Here is a 22342-nt window from a genome sequence, read left to right as displayed (position 1 = left end):
TTATCGGCTCAGAGGGGGGGCGTAGGGCTCGGCCTTGAGCGCCTGAGCCTCGAWTTTTTTAAGCCCGGCATTAAACAAACCCCGGGCTTGTTCGCCCGCATCGTTCTTTTGGAAGCAAACATAAAGCGGCTTGTTTTCCAAAAGGCGGGGATTTATCTGGAGATAGTCCTGAAGATCCGGGGTGTTCTTGAGCCAAAGGGCAAAAACATTGACATCAATCTCGGCCAAGGGCAGCCGGCCAGCGGCGACTTTGCGCAAATTGGTTAAATCATCGGGTGCGGGCTCCAAGGTCAAAAGCCCCTGGGCCGCCCGCTCGCTCACGCCGGCGGCATTCACGTAGCCGGCAACGGTCCCGATAGTTTTGCCCGTGAGATCGTCGAGCGTGGACCAGACCACAGGAGCGGCAACCGGCTCGGCCAACCCCAACGGGCTGCTCCCGGCCGGGTCGGAAAAAGCACACGGCCCCTCGGCGCGTTCCTGAGACCAATATCCCGGGAAAAAACCGACAAAGCCGGGCCCCAAACCGGTTTGCATCGCCCGACGCCAGGGGAAAAAAGACACCTCGAGAGACTGGCCCATGGCTGCAAAAGCAAGGCGCACCAACCGCACCATCGATCCTTGCTCCGGCAGGGTGGGACCGGCATAAGGCGGCCATTCCAAACTGCTCAATCTCCATGACTCAGCCAAAGCGTTCTCGCTCCCGCATGCCAGGAGAAGTGCCGTGCAAAACGTGAATCCCCTCCTCGTGATCATGCCCCAGCGCCCCCTGCCCCCCCGGCTCGCTTCTTCATCCCGTGATGAGTGAGTAAGTCTCCTCGGTCCAGGGATATTTTTATGTAAAAATACGCAATACGGTGATTTTTCTTGAAATCAGCCACTTTGTTTTGAAGAAGAAACAACTTCCCCCACGTGCCGGAGACAAACGTACCAGCATCTCCTGGCTTGACCCAGGACACAGGATGCAACGCGGGTTGCTATCCCTTGTTTTGCGACTTTTAAGCTAGCTTTCAGAAAATACGGACCGGCCCCTCGGGTCAAGCCCGCACGACGATTTCCCACAGGTGAGGGCGCTCTTTTTTTTAGGGGGAACGGCGGTCCCTTGCCTCCTGCCGGATCAGCGCAGGCCCTCGCAAGCAATACCGTCTTGATCCCGGTCCAGGCTTCGTGGACGACCATGACTGTCAAACCACGCCTGCGCCTCGCTCTGGGAGGTGAACGAGGGACAGCGAATCCGCTCCTTTCTTGTCTGGTCGGAGGGGGGCGCCTGTTGCCGCGAAACGGGAGGTTTTTTGTTGTCTTCCCTCTCCTGGGCGTTGGCCGGCAAGGCCCCCGCCACCAGCATCGCCATACTGATCCCCAAAACGCCTGGACTTTTCCGAAACATCCCCGGTTCCTCTAACGCACTGTCGGCTGTTTCTTGCCCAAGAAAGCTGGCTTGCCACTCTAATTTTAGAGAACGCATCAACTTCAAAACATCACTGAATAAAAAATAAAGGGGGTTTGGGGCATCGCCCCAAAAAAATCGGGCGCCAGCCCGATACCGGGAAAAGGCCCCCGGGCATCACCCAAGGGGCCTCTCTCTTCTCCTGCCCTGACGCCCGCTGGGGCAAGGGCCTTACGGCTTGTCTTCCGACCAAACGGTGGGATCGGGCCGGGCCAAGGGAGAGCCCGCGGCACCGGGCTGGATCTTGCCGGCCTCGGCCTGGATTTCGCGGGCAAGGGCGTCGCAGGTGTCGCCCCGAGTTTGGGCGGCGACCTTGCTTTCGCGGGCGGCCTGTTGATAGGCCTCCTGGGAACAAAGGCCGCGGTAGCGCTCCATCAGGGCCTCGGCGCCTTCCCCGGCGTGGACGACTGGGGACGCGAGAAGTGCAAGGCCGAGAGCGAGCCAAGCCGGAGCCCGGGGACTCATACCCGCACCGTCACGTAGGTGCCGGGGGCATCCACCTCGCCTTGGGGGACACGCGGGGCCACGGGATCGCCGGCATAGGCCTGGACCCAGGCGTTCCAGTCGGTCCACCAGGAGCCGTCATGACGCTCGGCGGCCTCCAGCCATGCCTCGGGCTTGGGCGGCAGGGCAGTGTTGGTCCAGAAGCCGTATTTGTTGGCGACGGGGGGATTGACGACCCCGGCGATGTGGCCCGAGGCGGCGAGCACGAAACGCACGGGGCCCTGGTAGAGGTGGGTACCGAAATAGGTGGTGCGCCAAGGCGCGATATGGTCTTCGCGGCAGCTCACGAAGTAGGCCGGGGTCTGAACCAAGCGCAGGTCGATGGGCTCGCCGGCCAGGGTGATCCCGCCGGGCTCGCGCAGGATGTTTTCCAGGTACATCTTGCGTAAATAGAAACTGTGCATGGCGGCGGGCATGCGGGTGTTATCGGCGTTCCAATAGAGAAGATCGAAGGGGAAGGGATCCTTGCCCAGCAGATAGTTATTGATGACAAACGACCAGATCAGATCGTTAGAGCGCAGCAAATTAAAGGTGCCGGCCATCTCGCTACCATCGAGATACCCGTTTTTATTCATCTGGCCTTCCAGGTACTGCAAGGTAGGCTCGTCGATGAACACGCCCAGTTCCCCCGGCTCGGTGAAGTCGAGCATGGTGGTGAAATGGGTGGCACTGGCCAGCCGGTGGGCCTCGCCGCGACGGGTGAGCCACGCCAGCAGGCATCCGGTGAGGGTCCCGCCCAGGCAGTAGCCAATGATGTTGGCATCGGGCTCGCCGGTGATCTCGCGAATGGCATCGAGGGCGGCCAGCGGGCCCTCCAGCATATAATCTTCGAATCCCTTATCGCGCAGGGACGCGTCAGGATTGACCCAAGAGATCATGAACACGGTGTGTCCCTGATCGACCGCCCACTTGACGAAGCTGTTCTTGGGCCGCAGGTCGAGGATATAATACTTGTTGATCCAGGGCGGCACGATGAGCAGGGGGCGCCGGTGCACGGTCTCGGTGGTCGGGGTATACTGGATCAGTTCCAAGAGCGCGTTCTTGAAGACGACCTTGCCCGGGGTGCCCGCCACGTTCTCGCCCACGGTGAAGGCCGACTCGTCGGTCATGGAGATGCGCAACTGACCTTTGCCGCGCTCCAGATCGTGGAGCAAATTTTCCATGCCGCGCACCAAGTTCTCGCCGCCGGACTCCAGGGTCTCGCGCAGGGCCTCGGGATTGGTCAGCAGGAAGTTGGAGGGCGCCAGGGCGTCGATCATCTGGCGGGTAAAGAAATCGACTTTTTCGGCGGTGTGGGGGTCGAGACCATCGACGTTGTGGACAACGGTTTGCATCCAGCGGGCCGAGAGCAAGTAGGCCTGCTTGATGAAGTCGAACACCGTATGCTCGGTCCAGGCTTCGTCCTTGAAGCGGCGGTCGCCCTTTTCCGGCTCGACCAGTGGCTTGACTTCGGCTCCCAGGACCTGAAGCGTGGCATTTTGCCACAACGACATGGTGTTTTGCCACAGATCGAGGTTGGCGCGGGCCAGACCCAGGGGATCGGCAGCCAAGCGGGCCGACATTTCGTAAAAGGCGCTGCCCAAACCGAGGGGATCGGTCATGGAGGCACCGGGATGGGCCGCCTGATTGGCCAGAAGCGCCCCCACCACCGCTTGGCCTCGGTCGGCAAGTTCCGTCATGGTGCGTCCCAGCACGGTGGGATCGAGGAGCTTGAGGTCACTACCTTGTTGGTCGGCCATGATGCCTGTATCCTTGGACCTGTTCCAGTCAACGCTTGCGCTCGAAACAAACCCCGTCTCCAGAAGGAGACCCTCTCAGAGGAGATGGGGGCGGCGCGACACGACGCAAGGCACGCAGCCCGACCCCGGGGAGGCCCGGGCCGGCCTGGGAGAAAGACGGTGGCGTCCCTCGCGTGCCCAAGGTTCTATCGTATGGCGGGGGGGCGTGTTAAGGGTCTAGGCGATGACAAAGGTTGTCCGGGCAAGGTTTTTTGTTCATACCCAAAACTGGACGGCCTACACTGCCGCGCCACGACGTCAATGGAAGGGACCTGCGTGAATCATGGCTGAGGGAATGCGGCACACGCGCAAGCGGGTCGGCTTGGTGGCCGCCGGGGTGGTTCTTGGAACGGCTCTGCTGGTGGGCTGCGCCGACAAGGATCCGGCCACGCTCAGGGCTGACAAGGCGCCGGGAGATTTTCCCGATGTCAACAAGGTCCCGAGCGACGGCCCCAAGCCCCCCAGCGTGGCCGAACTGGCAAGCGTCACCCAGGGACTCGTGGCCGACCGCGAGACCGCCCACCACGTGAGTGAGGGCGTCCGCCGCACGCCACAGGAGATCCACGACCCCGACAGCCCGCCCCCCGAGCCGCCGCCCCTGCCCCCGTCTGCCCTGGTGGCGCCGCCGCCGGTCCAACCGACGCGCCCCCAGCCCGTGCGACAGGCGCCGCCCCCCCGTCAGGCCGCCCCGGTCCAGGCGGCGCCCCTCATGGCCCCCATGCGGGTTCCCACGCCCGCCCCGGTGGTCGAGCCCGAGCGCGAGGCCCCCGACACGCGCCTGAGTGCCGGACGGTTGAGCCCGGCGCCGGCTCCCATTGCCCCCATTGTGGCTACGAATCCGGCCCCCCCGGCCGCCCCCCAGGCCCAGCCCCTGCGCCTGTCCGCCGGAATGGATCGCCCTGCGTCGGCCCCGCCCCCGGCCTTGACCACCCGTCTCAGCTCGGGCGCCGAGCGTCGGGGCCTGGAGGAGGCGCCGCCCGCCACCGCCACGCCCGCGCCCGCACCGGCCGCGACACCCTCGGAAGTCCCCGCCAAGGCAGAGGCCCCAGCCCCGGTTCAGGCTCCCGCCCCGGTTCAGGCCCCGGTCCAGGCGGCTGCGCTGAAGGCGAGAAACTCTCCTTAAATTATTTTAATTCTAAAACAACCCGCACAACAAGCCCCTCCCTAAAACGAACGGAGGRGGTCTGGGGAGGCGAGCCTCCCCGGCCTTCCTTTTTCTTGTCGTCCTACCCTCTCCCCCGCCGCACCGGCACCCCCATACAAGGCCTGAGCCCGACGCTCGAAGGAGGAGACCATGACGCGGACGGCTTCGCTGAACAGGGCGCCCATGATTTTTTGCAGGAGGGGGGAGCGGAATTCAAAATCGACAAAAAAATCAATGATGGTGGTGCCGTCGGCGGCGGGGACGAAGACCCAGTGGTTGGTGAGGTATTTGAAGGGTCCTTCGGAGTAGGCGACATCGACGCGCTGGCACGGGGTGAGCGTCACCTTGGAGGTGAAGCGTTCGCGGATCATTTTGAAGCCGACTGACATATCGGCGGTGACCACATTGCCCTCGCGCTTGCGGATGCGCGTGCCCAGACACCAGGGTAGAAACTGCGGATACTTTTCGATATCGGCCACGAGGGCATAGAGCTGCTCGGGGCTGTAGGGCAAGGCGCGCTTCTCGGCATGTGTCGGCATGGAAGGATCCTACTGTGCGGCCGTCGCCGCCTGCCGGGCCTTGCGCAGGGCGTCGAAGTCGCGATCCGCGTGATGGGACGATCGGGTTAGGGGGCTGGCCGCCACGAAGGCGAACCCCTTGGCCCGGGCGAGGGACGCAAAGGCCTCGAACTCCTCGGGAGGGACAAAGCGCTCCACGGCGGCATGCTTCAAGGTGGGTTGCAGGTACTGGCCGAGGGTCAGAAAGTCAACCCCGGCGCTCCGCAGGTCGTCCATCACTTGGGACAATTCGGCCGGGGTCTCGCCGAGGCCGACCATCATGCCTGATTTTGTGACCACATCGGGATCGAGACGGCGGGCGGTATCGAGCAAGCGCAGCGAATGATAATAGCGCGCCCCGGGACGGATGGTGGGGTACAGCCGGGGCACGGTTTCCAGGTTGTGGTTGAAAACATCGGGCTTGGCAGCCATGACCACCTCAAGCGCGCCCTGTTTGTCGCGAAAATCGGGGGTCAGAACTTCGATGGAACAGGAGGGGGCGACGGCGCGCACGGCGGCAATACAGCGGGCGAAGTGGGCGGCCCCCCCATCGGGGAGGTCGTCGCGATCGACCGAGGTGATGACCACATGGCGCAGGCCGAGCGAGGCGACCGACTCGGCCAGCCGATCGGGCTCGCCGTCATCGACGGGGCCGGGCTTGCCGGTGCGCACATTGCAAAAGGCACAAGCGCGGGTGCAGGTGTCGCCCAGGATCATGAAGCTGGCATGGCGGCGGGCCCAGCACTCGCCCATGTTGGGGCAGGCGGCCTCCTCGCACACCGTATGCAACCCGCCGTCGCGCACCAGGGAACGAACCTCGGCGGCGGCCGGACTGAGCGGGGCGCGCACGCGGATCCACGCGGGCTTACGCGGCGACGGGTTATCGGGACGCCGGGCCTTTTCAGGGTGGCGCGGGGGCGGGGGCGCGATTGGATCGGTCATGATCCCTCAGAAATGAAGAACCCGGCCGTAGGCGTCAAGGACGGACTCGGCCATGGCCTCCGACAAGGTGGGATGGGGGAAGATGGTGTGCATCAACTCGGCCTCGGTGGTCTCCAGGGTGCGGGCGACGACAAAGCCCTGGATCAGCTCGGTCACTTCGGGGCCGATGAGATGGGCACCAAGCAAGGCGCCGGTCTCGGCATCGAACACGGTCTTGACCAAGCCCTCGGGCTCGCCCAGGGCGATGGCCTTGCCGTTGGCCCGGAACGGGAAGCGCCCGACCCGGACCTTGTGCCCGCGCGCCTTGGCCGCTGTTTCGGTGAGGCCGACGCTGGCCACCTGGGGATGGCCGTAGGTGCAGGCCGGGACCTCCAGGGGATCGAGGGGCTTGGGCTGGTGGCCGGCGATGGCCTCGACGGCGATCAGGCCTTCGTGACTGGCCTTGTGGGCCAGCCAGGGCGGGCCGGTGAGATCGCCGATGGCATAAATGCCGGGCTCGTCGGTGCGGCACTGGGCATCGGTGCGCACCCGGCCGCGCTCGACTTTGACCCGGGTGGTCTCCAGCCCCAGGCCCTCGACATTGCCGACCGTGCCGACGCTGACCAAAACCCGGTCTACCGTGACCTCGCGGGCCCGACCGGCGACGTCCAAGGTCGCGGTCACGGTGTCGGCGTCGTGGCGCAGGCCGGTGACGCTGGCGCCCAGCATCACGCCGATGCCCTGTTTCTCGAAGGCGGCGCGGGCCAGGGCGCTGATTTCCTCGTCCTCCAGCGGCAAGATGCGGTCTTGCACCTCGACGACCGTCACCCGGCTGCCGCACGCCGCGTAGAAGCTGGCGAACTCGATGCCGATGGCGCCGGAGCCGACGATCAGCAAGCGCCCGGGCAGGCTGGGCGGCACCATGGCATCGCGGGCCGTCCATACCCGGTGCCCATCGGGCTCCAGGCCGGGCAACACGCGCGGCCGGGCGCCGGTGGCCAGGATGATGTTCTTGGCGCTGACCCGCTCGACGCCGGTTGCGGTTTGCACAACCAGCCGCCCCGGGCCCTCCAGGCGGCCCTCGCCCATGACCACGGTGATCTTGCTCTTCTTGAGCAGATGGGCGACGCCACCGTTGAGGGTGGCGGCCACGCTGCGCGAGCGCCGCACCGCCGCCTCAAGGTCCAGGGCTACTGGCCCAGTGCTCACCCCAAAACTGCCGGCCTCGCGGGCGAGGCGCAACACCTCGGCGCTGCGCAACAAGGCCTTGGTCGGGATGCAGCCCCAGTTGAGACACACGCCGCCCAGGTGCTCGCGCTCGATCACCACCACCGACAGCCCCAGTTGTGCCGCGCGCAACGCCGCCACATAGCCACCGGGCCCCGCCCCCAGCCCCCTCCTTTTGAAAAGCACGCTTTTCAAAAGGAGGGGGGCGGGAGGGCCAATTAATAAAAAGAAAGCGGAGGTCTGGAGGCGTCAGCCTCCAGGCGGGGCCGGGGCGGCAGCCCCGCGTTACTTATCCCAAAAGCCCCCTTTGATTGGGAGACATCCCCATGCCTCACGGTTCTGTTCTACGTCTTCCCACCTGGACCCCGGGGATTGTGGCGGTGAGCGCGGCGACGGCGCAGGTTTTTGCGCGGCATACGCATGACCAGCATGGCTTGGGGGCGGTTGTGCGAGGCGGGCACGGCTCGGCCAGTGGGCGGGGGCCGGTTGAGGCGGGGCCGGGGGAGATGATCACCGTCAATCCCGGCGAGGTCCATGATGGGCGGCCGCTGGGCGAGGGCGGGCGCGCCTGGAAGATGCTTTACCTTGATCCAACGGTGGTGACGGCGGCGCTGCTCGACCTGAGCGAGGGCCGATTTGCCACGGCCGAGTTTGCCCAGCCGGTGATTGCCCGCCCGGGCCTGGCCGCGGGCCTGCTGCGGGTGTTCGAGGCCCTGACCACCCCGGTTGAGGCCGTGGGGCGGTTGCGGGGCGAAGCGATGCTGCTGGCGCTGTTGGCCGGGGTGCTTCATCCCGGGGAGGGCCGGGGGGTGCCGGCGGCGCTGCGGCTGGCGGTGCAGCGGCTCGACGAGGCGCCGGAGGAGCCGGTGAGCCTGGACGATCTGGCCCGCCTGACCGGGCTGGGCCGCTTTCAGGTGGTGCGGGGCTTTGTGCGAGCGACCGGCTTGCCGCCCCATGCCTATTTGATGCAGCGCCGGCTCCAGCGGGCGCGTCGGCTGCTGCTGGCGGGTCTGCCGGTGGCCGAGGTGGCGCTGGCTTGTGGCTTTGCCGACCAAAGCCACCTGACCCGGCTATTCAAGCGAGGCTTTGGGCTGCCGCCGGGGGCGTATGCGACGGCGGGTCGGCTGCAAGAACCTTCAAGACGCTCCGGGCTGGGTCGGAAAGACTGAGGCCTCGTGTTTCTGACCGGGAGCCTTGATCGTGAGCATGGAATTTTGGCTGACTTCGTTGGTTGTCGTGGCGTCGCCGGGGCCGGGGGCGGTGTATACCGTGGCGGCTGGCCTGGGGGGCGGGCGGCGGGCCGCTTTGGTGGCGGCGCTGGGCTGCACGCTGGGCATTGTGCCCCACTTATTGGCGGCCCTCACCGGCTTGGCGGCGGTCTTCCAGACTTCGCCCCTGGCGTTTGCGGCGCTACGCATGGCGGGGGTTGTGGTGTTGCTGCTCATGGCGTGGCAAAGCCTGCGCAACGACACCTTGCTGGGCGGGGCGTCGGCACGTCGCTCGCCGGGGGCGGTGTTGCGGGAGGCGGTGGTGCTCAACTTGCCCAATCCCAAGCTCTCCTTGTTCTTTCTGGCCTTTCTCCCGTTGTTCGTGCCGGCGGGCACCGAGGCGCCGACCCGGCTGATGCTGGGCTTGGGGGGGATCTTTATGCTGCTAACCTTGGCGGTCTTTGCTGCTTACGGTCTGCTGGCCGCCGGTTTGCGCGACACCTTGGCCTCGACGCGGGCGCGGGCGTGGATCCGGCGCGGCTTTGCTCTGGCCTTCGTCGGGCTTGCCCTCAAACTGGCCCTCACCACGCCTTAATGTGGGGTCTGGGGAGGCCCGCCTCCCCAGCCTTCCTTATCTTATCTTTCTGCCCACAACCTTGCGACTGCGTCTCACTTCTGCCAAAACAGGAGGCGTTTTCCCTGGGCCGGAAAGGACCATCCATGACTGTCGCGCGCGCCGAACCGTCTGCGTCGGGTCAGGCGGGCCTGTTCCACGAGGTGCTGCGTCACTACGAGGCGGTGTGGCGAGGAGGCGAGGGGATTGCGCCGATGCGCGACGTGAGCGTGGATCTGGCGGCGCCGGTGGCCGAGGGACGGGTCCAGATGCGGACCTTGGGCAATGGCCTGACCGTGACGGTTTCCGACTACGCCCTGCACGCCGACTTGGAGGAAACCTATGCCCTGCACGGGCCGCCGTTTGGCTTTAGCATCCTGATTGACGGGTGTTTTGATGTGTCCGTGCCGGCGCTGGGCCTGGAGCGGCGGGTGGCGGCGGGGGAGATCTGGATGCGGGCGGGGGACCTGGGGGTCTTGCACGCCCGCTCGTCGCGGGGCCAGCACATGCGCGGGGTGTCGGTGGACGTGCCGGCGCCGTATTTGGCGCAATGGCGCGAGGAAGGACCGGGGGCGATCCACCCGGCGCTGGGCGCGGTGCTGGCGGGCGAGGGGCCGGCCTGTCGCCCGTGCCCGTGCCAGGATCCCAGGGTACTGATGGTGGCGCGGCGTCTGGCCGCCAGCGACACGAGCAGCGCATGCGGACGGCTGCACGCCGAGGCCTTGACCTTGGACCTGCTGGCCCTGCTGTTGGCCCCGCCCGGGGAGTGCGCCAAGCCGACCAAGCGCCGCGACAGCGCCCTTGACGCCGCTTACGAGATCCTGCGGGCCGAGTACTTGGCGCCGCCCACCATTGTTGAGCTGGCGCGGCGGGTGGGGCTCAACGAATGCTATCTCAAGGCCGGTTTTCGCGAGCGTTTCGGCACCTCGATCGCAACTTGGGTGCGCACCGTGCGCATGCAGGAAGCCCGGCGCCTGATTGAAACCCAGGGCTACGGCGTGCAGCAGGCGGCTTTGGCGGTGGGCTTGTCCAACCCTGGCCACTTTTCGGCGGCGTTTCGCAAGGTCCATGGCTGTCCGCCCTCCCGCCTGCTGCCCTGAGGCGGGGTGGGGCCTTCTTGCGGTTGGCTTTCTCCCGATGGGAGCATCTTTCTTCCCGATCCGAGTAGCAGGGGGGTGGATAAGATATTAAGACTCGCTCTCAATATCTCCTTGAGAACGAGGATCTTTCCATGTCCTTCCCCCGTTCCGGGCATCGTCTGCCCTGGCCGGTTCTGGCCTCCGGTGTCCTGGCGCTGGGCCCCTTGCCCGTCGCGTCGGCCTTGGCCGCCGACGAGAGCGCCGCCGCCGCTCCCATGGTTCTGGAAGAGGTGACGGTGACGGCGCGGCGGGCCGAGGAAAAGCTGCGCGATATCCCCTTCAGCCTCTCGGTGATCAGCGCCGACGAGATTACCGCCAAGGGGGGCGGGTCGCTGGAATCCTTGTTGAGCGGTACCCCGGGGTTGGGCATCAGCTCGTATGGCGACAGCGAAAMCGCCAACGTCAAGATCCGTGGCGTCGGCTCGCTCAACCGGATCGGCGGCGATGACAGCTCGGTGGTGCTCTACCAAGACGGCATGCCGGGCAGTGTGTCGGAAATGTCGTCGCGCACCTACGACATGGAACGGATCGAGGTGATGAAGGGGCCGCAGGGCACCTTGTACGGCCGAAACTCCGAGGCCGGGGCCATCAACATGACCTCGCGCCGTCCCGGCGACACCCTGGAGGGGTATCTTCGCGCCGAGGGTGGCACCGACTTTTATCGCATGACGGAAGGCGCGGTCGGCGGTCCCCTGGTGGACACCCTGAAAGGACGGCTGGCCTTTCGCTACAGCGGCCAGGACCATTGGGTGGACAATGCCCAAACCGGCGAGCCCCTGACCAAGCCGGCCGATTTTGGTGTGCGCGGGACCGTGGTCTGGGAGCCCGGCCCCGACACCCGCCTCACCGTGATGGGCCAGCGCGACAGCCTGTCGGGCCACGTGGGCCTGATGGCCGTGCGGCCCTATGGCGGCGATCCCACGGTGGATTTTGCCGATGGCAGCGTGGAGGAAAAGAAGGATTCCACCCGCTTTTCCGCCGAGTTGAGCCACACCTTTCCTTGGATGGTAGCCACCTTGTTCAGTGGCTACACCCGGACCGACTATATGACCGAGGGGTCGTGGTACGAAGGGACGCTGTACAAAAAGCTGATTGGCTTTGTGCCTGATTCCAACCGCCGCTATTTGCTGTCGCGCGATGCCTTTAATCAGGAGCTGCGCTTGTCGTCGCGGCCCGAGGACAAGGTGTTCTGGGTGGCGGGGGCCAACTACTATAAATCAAACCGGGGCGTGGATACCCGTCGGGCCTATGACTCGATGAACCCGACCAATCCGTTCAATGCCACCATCGACCGCTCGGTGGTGGTGGACAGCGGCGCCCTGTTCGGAGAGGTCACCTATCCCCTGACCGACGCCCTGAAAGTGACCGGCGGCGTGCGCCAGACCTGGGAGCACAAGACCTATGACAGCGTCTGGCAGGCCAACGACAGCAACCCCAATCCGCTGCGCCGCTACACCGACAAGCAATCCCTCTCCGATGCCTACACCACGGGTCGAGTGGCGCTGGGCTACGACCTGACGCGCGAGGTCACGCTCTATGGCGTTTATGCCCGGGGCTACAAGTCGGGGGACTGGGGGGATTTCGGCTCCAACGCGGCGATGGGGCTGCCTGATGATTCCTACAAGGCGGCCAAGGTCAACAGCTACGAGGTGGGGGTGAAGTCGTCGTTCCTGGACGGGCGGGCCACCTTGAACGTCGCGGCCTTCCTCAACAAAACCAAGGACGACCACCTCGTCTTGTTCGACACCGTGACGTACGCCACCCAGGCCAAGAACTTCGACACCGAGAGCAAGGGCGTCGAGATGGAGGGATCCTGGCGGGTGGGCCATGGCTTCACCCTGGGCGGCAGTCTGGCCTACACCCACGCCACCATCACCAAGGTCCCAAGCGCGACCACCAGCGTGGCCAAGGGCAACCGGGTGCCGGAGACCCCGGCCTGGGGCTGGACCCTGTCCCTGACCCACGAGCAGCCCTTGCCCGACTTCTGGATGTTCAAAAACCCAGCGCTGGTGACCAGCCTCCAGAACAAGCATGTAGGCCAACGCGAGGCCGATCCCGAGAACAACTTCGATCTCCACGCCTATAACAAGCTTGATATGCGGGTTGGGGTCAACAGTGACGCCGCCGAGTTCTATGTCCGGGCGGAGAATTTGCTCGATGAGCGCTATGATATGTATGGGTATTATTATCCAGCCATGATGGCGGGCGGGAGCGATGCCCAGATTGGGTGGCCGGCGCCGGGGCGGAGCTTCATTGTTGGGGCGGCCTATCATTTCTGAGGGAAGGCCGGGGAGGCAGCCCTCCCCAGACCCCTCGTTTCCGGGGGGCCATCGGCCGACCGGTCGAAAAGATCACACACGGGAGATCCCCATGACCACCACGAGCAGCCTCCTGAGCGGGGTTCCTGAAACCATGCTGTGGACCCTGCACAACCGGGCCACCGAAGCCGGGCGTCCCGATGGCATCTTGAGAGACGAGATGGCCCGGCAGATCTACCGCAGCCTCGATTACGACTTCGAGCGCTCGTTTGGCAAGGCCGAGCCGTCGCACGGGGTGCGCTCGGTGGTGTTCGATGCCGAGGTGCGGGCCTTCCTCGCCCATCATCCCGACGGCGTGATCGTCAACTTGGGCGAGGGCCTCGAGACCCAGCGCTTCCGGGTGGCCGGGGAGCGCGCTTTGTGGCTGTCGGTGGACGTGCCCGAGGCCATCGCCATTCGTGAGCGCTTCATCACCCCGGACGAGCAGCACCACCACGTCGCCCTCAGCGTCATGGACCGCCAATGGTTCGATGCGGTGCCCTCGGGGCGTGCCGTGTTCATCACCGCCCAGGGATTGCTGATGTACTTCACCCCCGAGGACGTGGCGGCGCTGCTGCGCGACATGGCGGCGCGCTTCCCCGGGGCGTGGTTCATGTTCGACCACATCCCGCGCTGGTTCTCCGAGCGCACCTTGCGCGGCTACCAGAAAACCCCTCACTACACCGCCCCGCCCATGCCCTGGGGCATTAACCGCGACGAGGTGACGCCGACCTTGCGCGCCTGGCTGCCTGATCTGGCCGACCTTGTCACCGTGCCCTTTCGCTGGCCCCGGGGGGGGATGCGCTGGTTTTTGGGCACCATGGAAGCGATCCCCCTGCTGCGACGCTACGGCGCCGGCATGACCAAGATCCGCTTTGGAGGGGGGGATGCCTGAGGCCCCCCTGTTTGCGCCGGCTGGTGCGTCGTGTGCCGAGGCGCGGCGCACGCCCTGGGCCTTGCTGGCCAGCCTGTACATGACCCAGGCCTTGAGCCTGGGCTTTTTCTTTGTGGCGCTGGCGGCGATCTTGCGGGCCGGGGGGSCCTCGTTGTCCCACCTGGGTCTGGTCAGTGCCTTGGGGCTGGTCTGGGCGCTTAAGGGGGGGTGGGCCCCTGTGGTGGACCGGCTCGCGCTCGGCCGGTTGGGTCATGAGCGCGGCTGGCTGATTGTCATGCAAGCCGCCATGGTCCTGACCTTGCTGGTTCTCATGCGCTTTGACCCCTTAAGCGAGTTCGGCTGGGTTTATGCCCTGAGTGTGCTGTTGTCGCTGCTGGCCGCCACCCAGGACGTGGCCGCCGACGCCTTGGCCTGTCGCCTGCTCGCCCCGGCCCAGCGCGGTCTGGGCAACGCGGTTCAGGTTGCGGGCGGGCTGGCCGGTCACATGCTGGGCGGCGGGGTGGTCTTGATGCTCTATCCCCGACCGAGGGGTCTGGGGAGGCCCCGCCTCCCCAGCCTTTCCTTCTCTCCTCTGCCCTGCGAGTCTCGCGCGCATGACCGCCTCCGCTCTCGACGACACCCTCGCGCGCATTGCCCGCCTCTGGCAGGCCGGCGCCCGGGCCAAGGCCGAGGATGCAGCCTGGGATCTCGTGCGCGGTCGCAATCCGGGCCTGGGCAAAAAACCGCGCACCGGCATCGAGCGGGCCGGCCGGGCCGCCTTCCTTGGCCATGCCCTGTGGCGGGCCCGGGCCTATGACGCGGCCATCTTGGTGTTGACCCAGGGCCGGGCCGAAGACCCCACCTCGGTCGATGTCGGCATGCTGCTCGCCGCCTCCTTGCGCGAGAACGACCAGTGGGAAGAGGCCGTCGAGATCGCGCGTGCGACCTTGGCCCTGCGGCCCACCCTGGCCGTCACCTTTTCCCTGCTGCTGCGCTGCCTGCTCGACCTTGGCCGCCCGCGCGAGGCCCTGGCCGAGGCCCGCGCCGCCCTAACCCGCTTTCCCCTCGACGCCCCCATGGGGCGGGCCGCCGCCCGCGCCCTGACCCGGCAAGGCCACGTGGACGAGGCGGTGCAAGCTCTCCAGCCCCTGGGCGCCCTGGCCGATCACGGAGCGGCGGCCTTGGCCCAAGCAGCTCACGCCCTGACCACGGCGGGCCGCCTGAGCGAGGCCCTGCCGCTCTATCGCAGCGCCACGGCGCGCGCGCCCACGCTGGCCGAGGCCCACGACGGCGTGATCGCCTGCCTGCACGGCCTGGGCCGCCTTGACGAAGCCCTGGACGCCCGCGAGCGGGCCGACCGCCTGATCCCGGGCTTTTCCAACCAACGCCTCGACTTCCCCGTGCCCTTGCGCTTTGTCCCCCTGGAGGACGCGGGCGAGGGCCCCTTGGATCCCAGCCGGGCCTTGCTGGTCAATGGCATTGGCGTGTTGCCGGCCCGGCCGCTGGGCGTGGCCCAGATCAAGGGCGCGGTTGAGGCCGGGGGCGCCTTCCGTTGCACCGTCGTGGACCTCAATGCCCAGGTCTACCATCAGATGATCCGCGCCGTGCGCCGGGGCGAGACGGCGCTCGACTTCGATGAGCGGGCGGCGCTGGACGATGCCTTTGCCCGCATGGAAGGGCTTGATCCCTTGTTCGTCGATCCCGAGGGCTACAAAACCCTGGCGCCCTCCTTGCTCCTGGGCCTGTCGCTGGCCGGGCGGACCTTGCAAGGCCAGTTCAGCCGCGCCGATGCGGGCGAGGGGCCGGTGTCGTGGATCGTCGAGGCTTGCGCCCGCCATCTGTTGAGCGTGCCGGCGGCGGTGATCGGCTTTTCGATCACCTTCACCGACCAGCTTGCCTTCACCCTCCAGTTGGCCCGGATCCTCAAGGCGCGTCGCCCCGAGGTCACGCTGGTGTTTGGCGGGGGCTTCTTCAAAGACAGCGACCTGGACGGCTTCGTGACCGAGCCCTGCGTCGATGCCGTGGTGCTGGGCGAGGGCGAGCGGGCCTTTCTGGCGGTGCTGGAGGCTCGGCGCGACGGCCGCCCCCTGGCCGAGGTGCCTGGGGTGGTCTGTTACGACCCCACGACCGACACCCTCTCGCGCCGGCCCAACACCTTGGCCGTGCGCCCGGCCGAGGCCCCCTTTGCCGATTTCAGCGACCTGCCGGCCGAGACCTACCTGACCCCGGCGCCGGTCGTGCCGATCCTGGGCTCGCGCGGCTGCTACTGGCGCCGCTGCACGTTTTGCAACCATCACGCTTCTTACGCCGCCTCCTACAAGGCCACGCCGATCGCCCGGCTGGTCGATGAACTAGCCCACCATATCGGCCAGGGCGTGCGGCACTTCACCTTTGTGGACGAAATGGTCCCGGCGGTGCGCTTGGCCAAACTCTCCCAGGCCATCCTCGAACGCGGCTTGGACTTGCGTTATTATGTGCTGGCCAAACCCACGGCCGACTTCACCCCGGACTGTCTCGAGCTGATGCACCGGGCCGGGTGTGTGTGCGTCTATTGGGGGCTGGAATCGGGATCGGACCGGGTGCTCGCGCGCATGGACAAGGGCAACGACAGCGCCACCGCCGCCGCCACCCTGGCCGCCGCCGCCCGGGCCGGGATCCGCAACCACGTGTTCTTGATGGTCGGCTTTCCCGGCGAGACCCGGACCGATCTCAAGGCCACCCTTGATTTTGTCCACGCCCAGCGCGACCACATCCACGCCGCCGTCGCCGGGCCCTTTGTCTTGGAGCGTGGCACCCCGGTCCACAACGAGCCGGCCCGCTTCGACATTCGCCACGTTTACCCCTCGCGCGCCCTGTGCGACAGCACGCTGGCCGACTACGAAATAGACGAGCGGATCAAGGGCATCATCACCCAGGCCCAGGCCCAGCGGTATGCCGAGGTGATCCGTGCTGGCTTCCTCGATCACCTTTCGGCCTATGGTCCTTGTCTTGGGACGCCGCGCGACCATGTGGTGGTGCTCTACGATCACGCGCCCTCGGCCGTGCCCGCGCCCCCCCTGCCCGACCCGGAGGCCCTGTGGGCCCGGATTGACACCGGCCAGCCCGTGCCGAAGGCCACCATGGATTTCACCCTGACGCCTCGCTGGCGCCGCGAGCGCGCCCCCGAGGTCGGAGGTTCGACATGACGCACGAGACGCACGAGCACGAACACAAGCATAGCCACGACCACCCCCATACCCATGTGCATCGCCACGAGCACGCCCACGCCGATGGTACGGTCCACAGCCACGAGCATGGCCATACCCACAGCCACGAACACGGCCACCAGCACAGCCATCCCCACGATCACGGCCCGGAAGGTCACGCGGCCGGCCACGACCACGACCACCTCCATCACGACCGCAAACCGCACGACCACCACCACGCGGCGGACGATCTGGACGGCCACGACCATCCCCATCCGCCGACTTGATCTTGGGAGACGCCTGATGCGCTTTGGCCTCAGCACCGGCAATTTCCGCACCCTTTGCGCCCACGCCGGCCGGGCGCGCCGCTATCTGGTCTATGAGGTGGACGAGGCCGGTACCCTGAGCGCGCTGGCGCCGTTGCAACTGGCCCCGGGCATGACGGTGCACGATTTCCATGGTCGGGGGCCTCATCCCCTCGACGATCTCGACGTGGTTCTGACCAACGGCTGCGGCCGGGGCTACATCGCCCGGATGCGCGCGCGCGGGGTGCGGGTGCTGCTTACTCCCGAGCGCGACCCGGAGGCGGCCATCCGCGCCGTGTTGGAGGGGCGTTTGACCGAGGAGACCATGGGCGAGCAGGGGATCATGTCGTGCCATGGCGAGGCGCAGCACGCCGGGGGCGGGGTGGGAAGCCCATAAAAAAGGAAGGCTGGGGAGGCGGGCCTCCCCAGACCCCTCGGTCCTTTTAGGATGTGAACTTAGGAAAGGCATCTTCATGCAGTCCGACGACGCGACCCAGCCCCGCAGCGACATTTGGGGGGGCGGTTTGCCAGTGGCCCAGCCGCCGTTATGGAAGCGATCAACGCGTCCATCGGTTTTGACAAGCGCCTCTACCGTCAGGACATCGCCGGGTCGCGCGCGCACGCGGCCATGTTGGTGGCGGTGGGCATCCTGAGCGAGGCCGATGGGAAGGCGATCGACGAGGGGCTGGTCCGCATCCAGGAGGAAATCGAGGCCGGCACTTTCGTCTTCAGCACCCGCCTTGAAGATATCCACATGAACGTGGAGACCCGCCTCAAGGAGCTGATCGGCGACGCCGCCGGCCGTCTGCACACCGCGCGCTCGCGCAACGATCAGGTGGCCACCGACTTCCGCCTGTGGATCCGCGACGCCATCGACCACCTCGACAGCCTGCTGTTGGACCTCCAGCGCACCTTGATCACCCAGGCCGAGGCCCACGCCGCGACCATCATGCCCGGCTTCACCCACCTGCAAGCGGCGCAGCCGGTCACGCTTGGTCATCACCTGCTGGCCTATGTCGAGATGCTGGKGCGCGACCGCGGCCGCTTTGCCGATGCTCGCCGCCGCCTCAACGAATCCCCCCTGGGCTCGGCCGCCCTGGCCGGCACCCCCTACCCCATCGACCGCGCGATGACCGCCCGGGCGCTGGGCTTCGACCGCCCGTGTGCCAACTCGCTCGACGGCGTGTCGGACCGCGACTTCGCCCTGGAGTATCTGGCGGCCGGCAGTGTGCTCGCCGTTCATCTCTCGCGCTTGGCCGAGGAACTGGTGATCTGGACCAGCGCCCAGTTCGCCTTCGTCCGCCTGCCCGATGCCTATTCCACCGGCAGTTCGATCATGCCGCAAAAGCGCAACCCCGACGCCGCCGAGCTGGTGCGGGCCAAGGCTGGGCGGGTGATCGGCGCCCTCAACAGCTTGCTCATCGTCATGAAGGGCCTGCCGCTGGCCTATTCCAAGGACATGCAAGACGACAAGGAGCCGGTGTTCGAGGCCACCGACACCTTGGAACTCTGCGTCACCGCCATGACCGGCATGATCGCCCACATGACCCCGAACGTCGAGCGCCTGCGCGCCGCCGCCGGTCAGGGCTTCACCACCGCCACCGACTTGGCCGACTGGCTGGTGCGCGAGTTGGGGACGCCCTTCCGTCAGGCCCATGGGGTGGCCGGCGCTCTGGTGCGCCTTGCCGAGACCAAGGGAGTGGGCCTGGAGGATCTGAGCTTGGCCGAGATGCAGACTGTTGAGCCGCGTCTGACTCCCGAGGCCGCCCAGGTTCTGACGGTGGAGGCCTCGGTTCAGGCGCGCGCCAGCTTTGGCGGCACCGCCCCGCAGCGGGTTCGCGAGGCCTGCGCCGCGGCTCGTCAGCGGTTTTTGGTGGGAGAAGGGGGGTGATCGGCTGCGCCGTTCTCCAGGGGCAAAAGGGAAGGCTGGGGAGGGGCCGCGCCTCCCCAGCCTTTCCTTGTTTTTTTTAAGGCTGGGGAGGCGCGGCCTCCCCAGACCCCTCGGCTACTCGCGCTCCTTGCGCGTCAGGGCGAGGTGGATAATCCGCTTCATTACGGTGGGCAGGGCGTGGTCCTTGAGGGCGCTGGGGGCGACCCAAACCCCGGCGACGTGGGCGTTGGCGCTCACCCGCGCGGCCATGACATCGAGTTCCAGGTGGAAATGGGTGAAGGTATGGCGTACCCGGCCGGGGATCAGGCGCCAGTCAGCCGCCAGCGGGGCATGCGGGATGGCGTCGGCCGGGGTCCAGGGCTCGGGCCGCCACTCGGTGGACGGGACTTCCATCATGCCGCCCAGCAGGCCCTGGGCCGGACGGCGGCGCAGCAGCAAGCTGCCGTCCGGCCGCTCGGCCCAAAAGGCGACGCCTCGGCGGGTGGGCTTTTCCGGCTTGGCGGCCTTGGCCGGCACGCTCTCCTCGATCCCCTGGCGGCGCCCAGCGCAGGGGTCGCGCCACGGGCACAGGCCGCAGGCCGGCGAGCGCGGGGTGCACAAGGTGGCCCCCAGATCCATGACCGCCTGGGCATAATCCCCGGCCAGCGCCGGGTCGGCCGGGGTCAGGTGGGCGGCCAGAGTGTCGAGGCAGGGCCGCGCCCCCGGCAAGGGCTCGGTGATGGCGAACAGGCGGGCCATGACCCGCTCCACATTGCCATCGACCACCACGGCCCGCTGGCCAAAGGCGATGGCCGCCACCGCCGCCGCCGTGTAGGCCCCAATGCCGGGCAGGCGGCGAAGCTCGGCCTCGGTTCCCGGGAAGGCGCCGCGCTCGGCCACCTTTTGCGCGCAGGCATGCAGGTTGCGGGCTCGGGCGTAGTAGCCCAGGCCGGCCCACTGGGTGAGAACGTCGTCGAGCGGGGCGGCGGCCAGGGCGGCGACCGTGGGCCAGCGCGCGAGAAAGGCCTCGTAATAGGGTTTGACCGTGGCCACCGTGGTTTGTTGCAGCATGACCTCCGACAGCCAGACCCGGTAAGGGTCCGCCTGCCCGCCTTTGACCCGCCATGGCAGGTCGCGGCCGTCGCGGGCATACCACGCGAGCAGGCGAGTCGTCAGAGTGTCCGGCGGCACGCCCAAATCGGGAACAAAACAAGTCTTTTTGGCCATTACCCCCTCATTTGACCAGAATATCGCTCTGCCGCGTTGGTAGAGGCTACGAATGCGCGGATGCCACAAGGCGGTGGTGATCGCCTCGACCAGATCGGCGGGCATGTCGGTGGTGGTCACCAGCACCGCCCCCACCTGAAGGGTCGGCACCGGGTCGGGATTGTCGTAGATGCCAGGGGCGATCTCGCCCAGCGTCAGGTAGGGCACCCGGGCCACCAGTTTGGCCAGCCCCGGGGCGGCGACGGGGACCACCTCCAAGGCGCAGCGCTCGCGCAGCGACGACACCAAGGTAACGGGCTCGCCACCAAAAAAGAAAAAGGCATCCAGCGCGCCCTCGGCCAGCCGGTCAGCGGCGGGGGTGGGAGGATCGTAGGAGGCCTGGAGATCGGTTTCCGCCAGCCCGGCCGCTTTCAAGACCAGACGCACGCTTACCAAGGTGCCCGAGCCAGGGTCGCCCAGCGACACCTTGCGCTTGCGCAGGTCGCTCAAGCCCTTGATGCCCGACCCGGCCCGCACCACCAAATGCAGGCTCTCGGTGTACAAGGTGCCGATGGCCCGCAGCCCCGGCAGCGACGGCACACCCTCGGCAACGCGGGTGCCGCGATAGGCATCGTAGGCGACATCGGCCTGGGAAATGGCAAGGTCGAGGAGGTGGGTGGCCAAGCCCGATAGGTTGTCCACCGAGCCCCCGGTCGATTGCGCCACGGCGATCAGCCCGGGCACCCCGCACGAGCCGCCGCGCTCGCACGGGCGCGACCCCGGGGGATTGGAAATGGCGCTGGCGATCTGGCCGCCCACGGGAAAATAGGCCCCGCCGGTGCGCCCGGTGCCAATGCGCACGAACCGGACATCGTCGGTCCGGTTGGGGCCGGTGGGAAACAGGCCGGCCGGCGCGGGGGTCTGGGCTTGGGCCGCCCGGGCCAACGGCAGCGCCGCAAGCAAAGGCAAGCAGGCCAGCAAGGCGCGGCGTGTCAATGGCATGCGGTCCTTCCCCCTCGGTCGCGTGTCCGGGCCACAGAACCCCACAACCATGGCGCTGGCATGGCAGGGTGGCGATAGGGCCCGGATCCTCTCTGGAGATCGGCCTGCCCTGGTGGTGGTGCAAGGTTTTTCCGGAAAGGGAAAAAGGAAGGTTGGGGAGGCGGGCCTCCCCAAGCCCCTCCATTCCTTAGCGGCGGGCGGCGAGGGCGACGCCGGTGCCGGCCACTGCCATGCCGGCCAGGGCCAGCGGGCCCAGGGGTTCGTCGTACAAGGCCCAGGCCATCAAGGCGGTGACGGGGGGCACCAGATAAAACAAGCTGGCGACCTGAGAGGCGCCGCCGCGCTTGATGAGCAGCAGCAGCAAGAACACGGCGCCCACCGACAAGCCCAGCACCAGCCACACCAGACCGGCAATGAACTCGCCCGTCCAGGCGATGGTCCGGGTTTCCAGCAAGAAGGCGAGGGGCAGCAGGGCCATCGTTGACACGGTGAACTGGAGGAAGGAGGCCATCCCTAGGTCCACGCCCTGACAAAAGCGCTTTTGATACAGCGTGCCCACGGTCAGGCCGACCAAAGCCAGCAGGCCGCCCCCCAGCGCCGGCAGGCCGAAGCCGCTAAATAGGGTGTCGCCCTGGGGGGCCAGCTTTTCCCCCAGCACCATGATCACGCCGATCAGGCCCAGCCCCAGCCCACCCCACTGGCGCCGGCTGGGACGCTCCCCCAGCAGCGGCAAGGCCAAAGCGGCGGTCAACAGGGGCTGCAAGCCGGCGATCAGGGCGATAAGCCCGGCCGGCATGCCGCGATCCACGGCAAAGAACACCCCGCCCAGGTACCACGCATGGACCATGAGCCCGGCGACCACCACGTGGAAAAAGCTGCCCCCGTGCGGGACCGGCGCCCGGCGCGCCAGCACCACCGGAAGCAACACCAAGGCCGTCAAGCCAAAGCGCAGCGCCAAAAAGGTAAACGGCTCGCTGTACGGCAAAACCGCCCGCGCCCCAACAAACCCACTACTCCACAACACCACAAACAACGCCGGCAACACACGAGACATTCCCCCCCCCCTCC

Annotated in this window: 20 protein-coding genes and 1 pseudogene; 11 read left to right on the top strand and 10 right to left on the bottom strand. The window is 67.0% G+C overall.

What is annotated here, in order from left to right; translation table 11 throughout:
• The 4 genes from RSPPHO_RS11535 to RSPPHO_RS11520 form a co-directional block, all read right to left on the bottom strand.
• A complete protein-coding gene (locus tag RSPPHO_RS11535; protein ID WP_157879203.1) occupies positions 1 to 660 on the bottom strand; it encodes a substrate-binding periplasmic protein in 660 nt (219 codons plus the stop codon).
• A 454-nt stretch (positions 661 to 1114) separates the two neighbouring features.
• The gene (locus RSPPHO_RS22000) at positions 1115 to 1342 is read right to left on the bottom strand and encodes an excalibur calcium-binding domain-containing protein (protein WP_081581860.1); all 228 of its coding nucleotides are present in this window, start codon (positions 1340 to 1342) and stop codon (positions 1115 to 1117) included.
• Positions 1343 to 1615: 273 nt separating this feature from the next.
• On the bottom strand, positions 1616 to 1909 hold the full coding sequence (locus RSPPHO_RS11525; RefSeq protein ID WP_014415415.1) for a hypothetical protein: 294 nt from the start codon (positions 1907 to 1909) through the stop codon (positions 1616 to 1618).
• Entirely contained in the window at positions 1906 to 3687 is a 1782-nt protein-coding gene (locus RSPPHO_RS11520) for a PHA/PHB synthase family protein (protein WP_014415413.1), read from the bottom strand. Before RSPPHO_RS11520 ends, RSPPHO_RS11525 begins: the two co-directional genes overlap by 4 nt.
• A gap of 322 nt (positions 3688 to 4009) precedes the next feature.
• On the opposite strand from RSPPHO_RS11520, the gene RSPPHO_RS17920 reads away from it, so the two are divergent.
• Entirely contained in the window at positions 4010 to 4849 is an 840-nt protein-coding gene (locus RSPPHO_RS17920) for a hypothetical protein (protein WP_157879202.1), read from the top strand.
• A 41-nt stretch (positions 4850 to 4890) separates the two neighbouring features.
• Here RSPPHO_RS17920 and RSPPHO_RS11510 read toward each other — a convergent pair whose 3' ends face one another.
• The 3 genes from RSPPHO_RS11510 to lpdA are packed head-to-tail and all read right to left on the bottom strand — an operon-like array spanning position 4891 to position 7770.
• Positions 4891 to 5409, bottom strand: a complete 519-nt coding sequence (locus RSPPHO_RS11510) for a type II toxin-antitoxin system RatA family toxin (RefSeq protein WP_014415412.1) — start codon at positions 5407 to 5409, stop codon at positions 4891 to 4893.
• A gap of 9 nt (positions 5410 to 5418) precedes the next feature.
• Positions 5419 to 6369, bottom strand: a complete 951-nt coding sequence (lipA, locus tag RSPPHO_RS11505) for a lipoyl synthase (RefSeq protein WP_014415411.1) — start codon at positions 6367 to 6369, stop codon at positions 5419 to 5421.
• Positions 6370 to 6375: 6 nt separating this feature from the next.
• Positions 6376 to 7770, bottom strand: a complete 1395-nt coding sequence (gene lpdA, locus RSPPHO_RS11500) for a dihydrolipoyl dehydrogenase (protein ID WP_041795218.1) — start codon at positions 7768 to 7770, stop codon at positions 6376 to 6378.
• A gap of 131 nt (positions 7771 to 7901) precedes the next feature.
• Here lpdA and RSPPHO_RS11495 point away from each other — a divergent pair, with 131 nt between their 5' ends.
• From RSPPHO_RS11495 to argH, 10 genes are all read left to right on the top strand, one after another.
• Positions 7902 to 8744 carry an AraC family transcriptional regulator gene (locus RSPPHO_RS11495; RefSeq protein ID WP_041795216.1) on the top strand — a complete coding sequence of 281 codons (843 nt, stop codon included), beginning with the start codon at positions 7902 to 7904 and terminating at the stop codon, positions 8742 to 8744.
• A 37-nt stretch (positions 8745 to 8781) separates the two neighbouring features.
• Positions 8782 to 9378, top strand: coding sequence for a LysE family translocator (locus RSPPHO_RS11490; RefSeq protein ID WP_242390668.1), 597 nt, complete (start codon positions 8782 to 8784; stop codon positions 9376 to 9378).
• Positions 9379 to 9503: 125 nt separating this feature from the next.
• The gene (locus tag RSPPHO_RS17915; RefSeq protein WP_051013850.1) at positions 9504 to 10496 is read left to right on the top strand and encodes a helix-turn-helix transcriptional regulator; all 993 of its coding nucleotides are present in this window, start codon (positions 9504 to 9506) and stop codon (positions 10494 to 10496) included.
• Between the two features lie 131 nt (positions 10497 to 10627).
• Positions 10628 to 12814: a TonB-dependent receptor gene (locus RSPPHO_RS11480; protein ID WP_014415406.1), complete on the top strand. Its 2187-nt coding sequence runs from the start codon at positions 10628 to 10630 to the stop codon at positions 12812 to 12814.
• A gap of 91 nt (positions 12815 to 12905) precedes the next feature.
• The gene (locus tag RSPPHO_RS11475) at positions 12906 to 13727 is read left to right on the top strand and encodes a class I SAM-dependent methyltransferase (protein ID WP_041795212.1); all 822 of its coding nucleotides are present in this window, start codon (positions 12906 to 12908) and stop codon (positions 13725 to 13727) included.
• Entirely contained in the window at positions 13720 to 14523 is an 804-nt protein-coding gene (locus RSPPHO_RS21075; protein ID WP_051013849.1) for an MFS transporter, read from the top strand. Before RSPPHO_RS11475 ends, RSPPHO_RS21075 begins: the two co-directional genes overlap by 8 nt.
• 61 nt (positions 14524 to 14584) lie before the next feature.
• A complete protein-coding gene (locus tag RSPPHO_RS21070) occupies positions 14585 to 16891 on the top strand; it encodes a B12-binding domain-containing radical SAM protein (protein WP_339325412.1) in 2307 nt (768 codons plus the stop codon).
• A complete protein-coding gene (locus RSPPHO_RS19995) occupies positions 16888 to 17178 on the top strand; it encodes a hypothetical protein (protein WP_051013848.1) in 291 nt (96 codons plus the stop codon). Before RSPPHO_RS21070 ends, RSPPHO_RS19995 begins: the two co-directional genes overlap by 4 nt.
• A gap of 16 nt (positions 17179 to 17194) precedes the next feature.
• Complete coding sequence (locus RSPPHO_RS17905) at positions 17195 to 17593, top strand: NifB/NifX family molybdenum-iron cluster-binding protein (protein ID WP_051013847.1); 399 nt, start codon at positions 17195 to 17197, stop codon at positions 17591 to 17593.
• A gap of 150 nt (positions 17594 to 17743) precedes the next feature.
• A complete protein-coding gene (gene argH / locus RSPPHO_RS11450) occupies positions 17744 to 19087 on the top strand; it encodes an argininosuccinate lyase (RefSeq protein WP_242390480.1) in 1344 nt (447 codons plus the stop codon).
• 114 nt (positions 19088 to 19201) lie between these two features.
• Here argH and mutY read toward each other — a convergent pair whose 3' ends face one another.
• The 3 genes and pseudogenes from mutY to RSPPHO_RS11440 all read right to left on the bottom strand — a co-directional run bounded on the left by mutY (position 19202) and on the right by RSPPHO_RS11440 (position 22328).
• Positions 19202 to 20293 carry an A/G-specific adenine glycosylase gene (mutY, locus tag RSPPHO_RS21995; RefSeq protein WP_014415400.1) on the bottom strand — a complete coding sequence of 364 codons (1092 nt, stop codon included), beginning with the start codon at positions 20291 to 20293 and terminating at the stop codon, positions 19202 to 19204.
• A 72-nt stretch (positions 20294 to 20365) separates the two neighbouring features.
• Positions 20366 to 21274, bottom strand: a pseudogene (locus tag RSPPHO_RS21990) (TAXI family TRAP transporter solute-binding subunit); the annotation flags it as partial.
• Positions 21275 to 21461: 187 nt separating this feature from the next.
• Complete coding sequence (locus RSPPHO_RS11440; protein WP_041795208.1) at positions 21462 to 22328, bottom strand: DMT family transporter; 867 nt, start codon at positions 22326 to 22328, stop codon at positions 21462 to 21464.
• Positions 22329 to 22342: the final 14 nt, after the last annotated feature.

Origin of the sequence: Pararhodospirillum photometricum DSM 122, from assembly GCF_000284415.1 — a bacterium.
GTDB lineage: Bacteria > Pseudomonadota > Alphaproteobacteria > Rhodospirillales > Rhodospirillaceae > Pararhodospirillum > Pararhodospirillum photometricum.
Note: the sequence above shows the minus strand (reverse complement) of the source record. Positions and strands in the feature narration are given on the sequence as shown.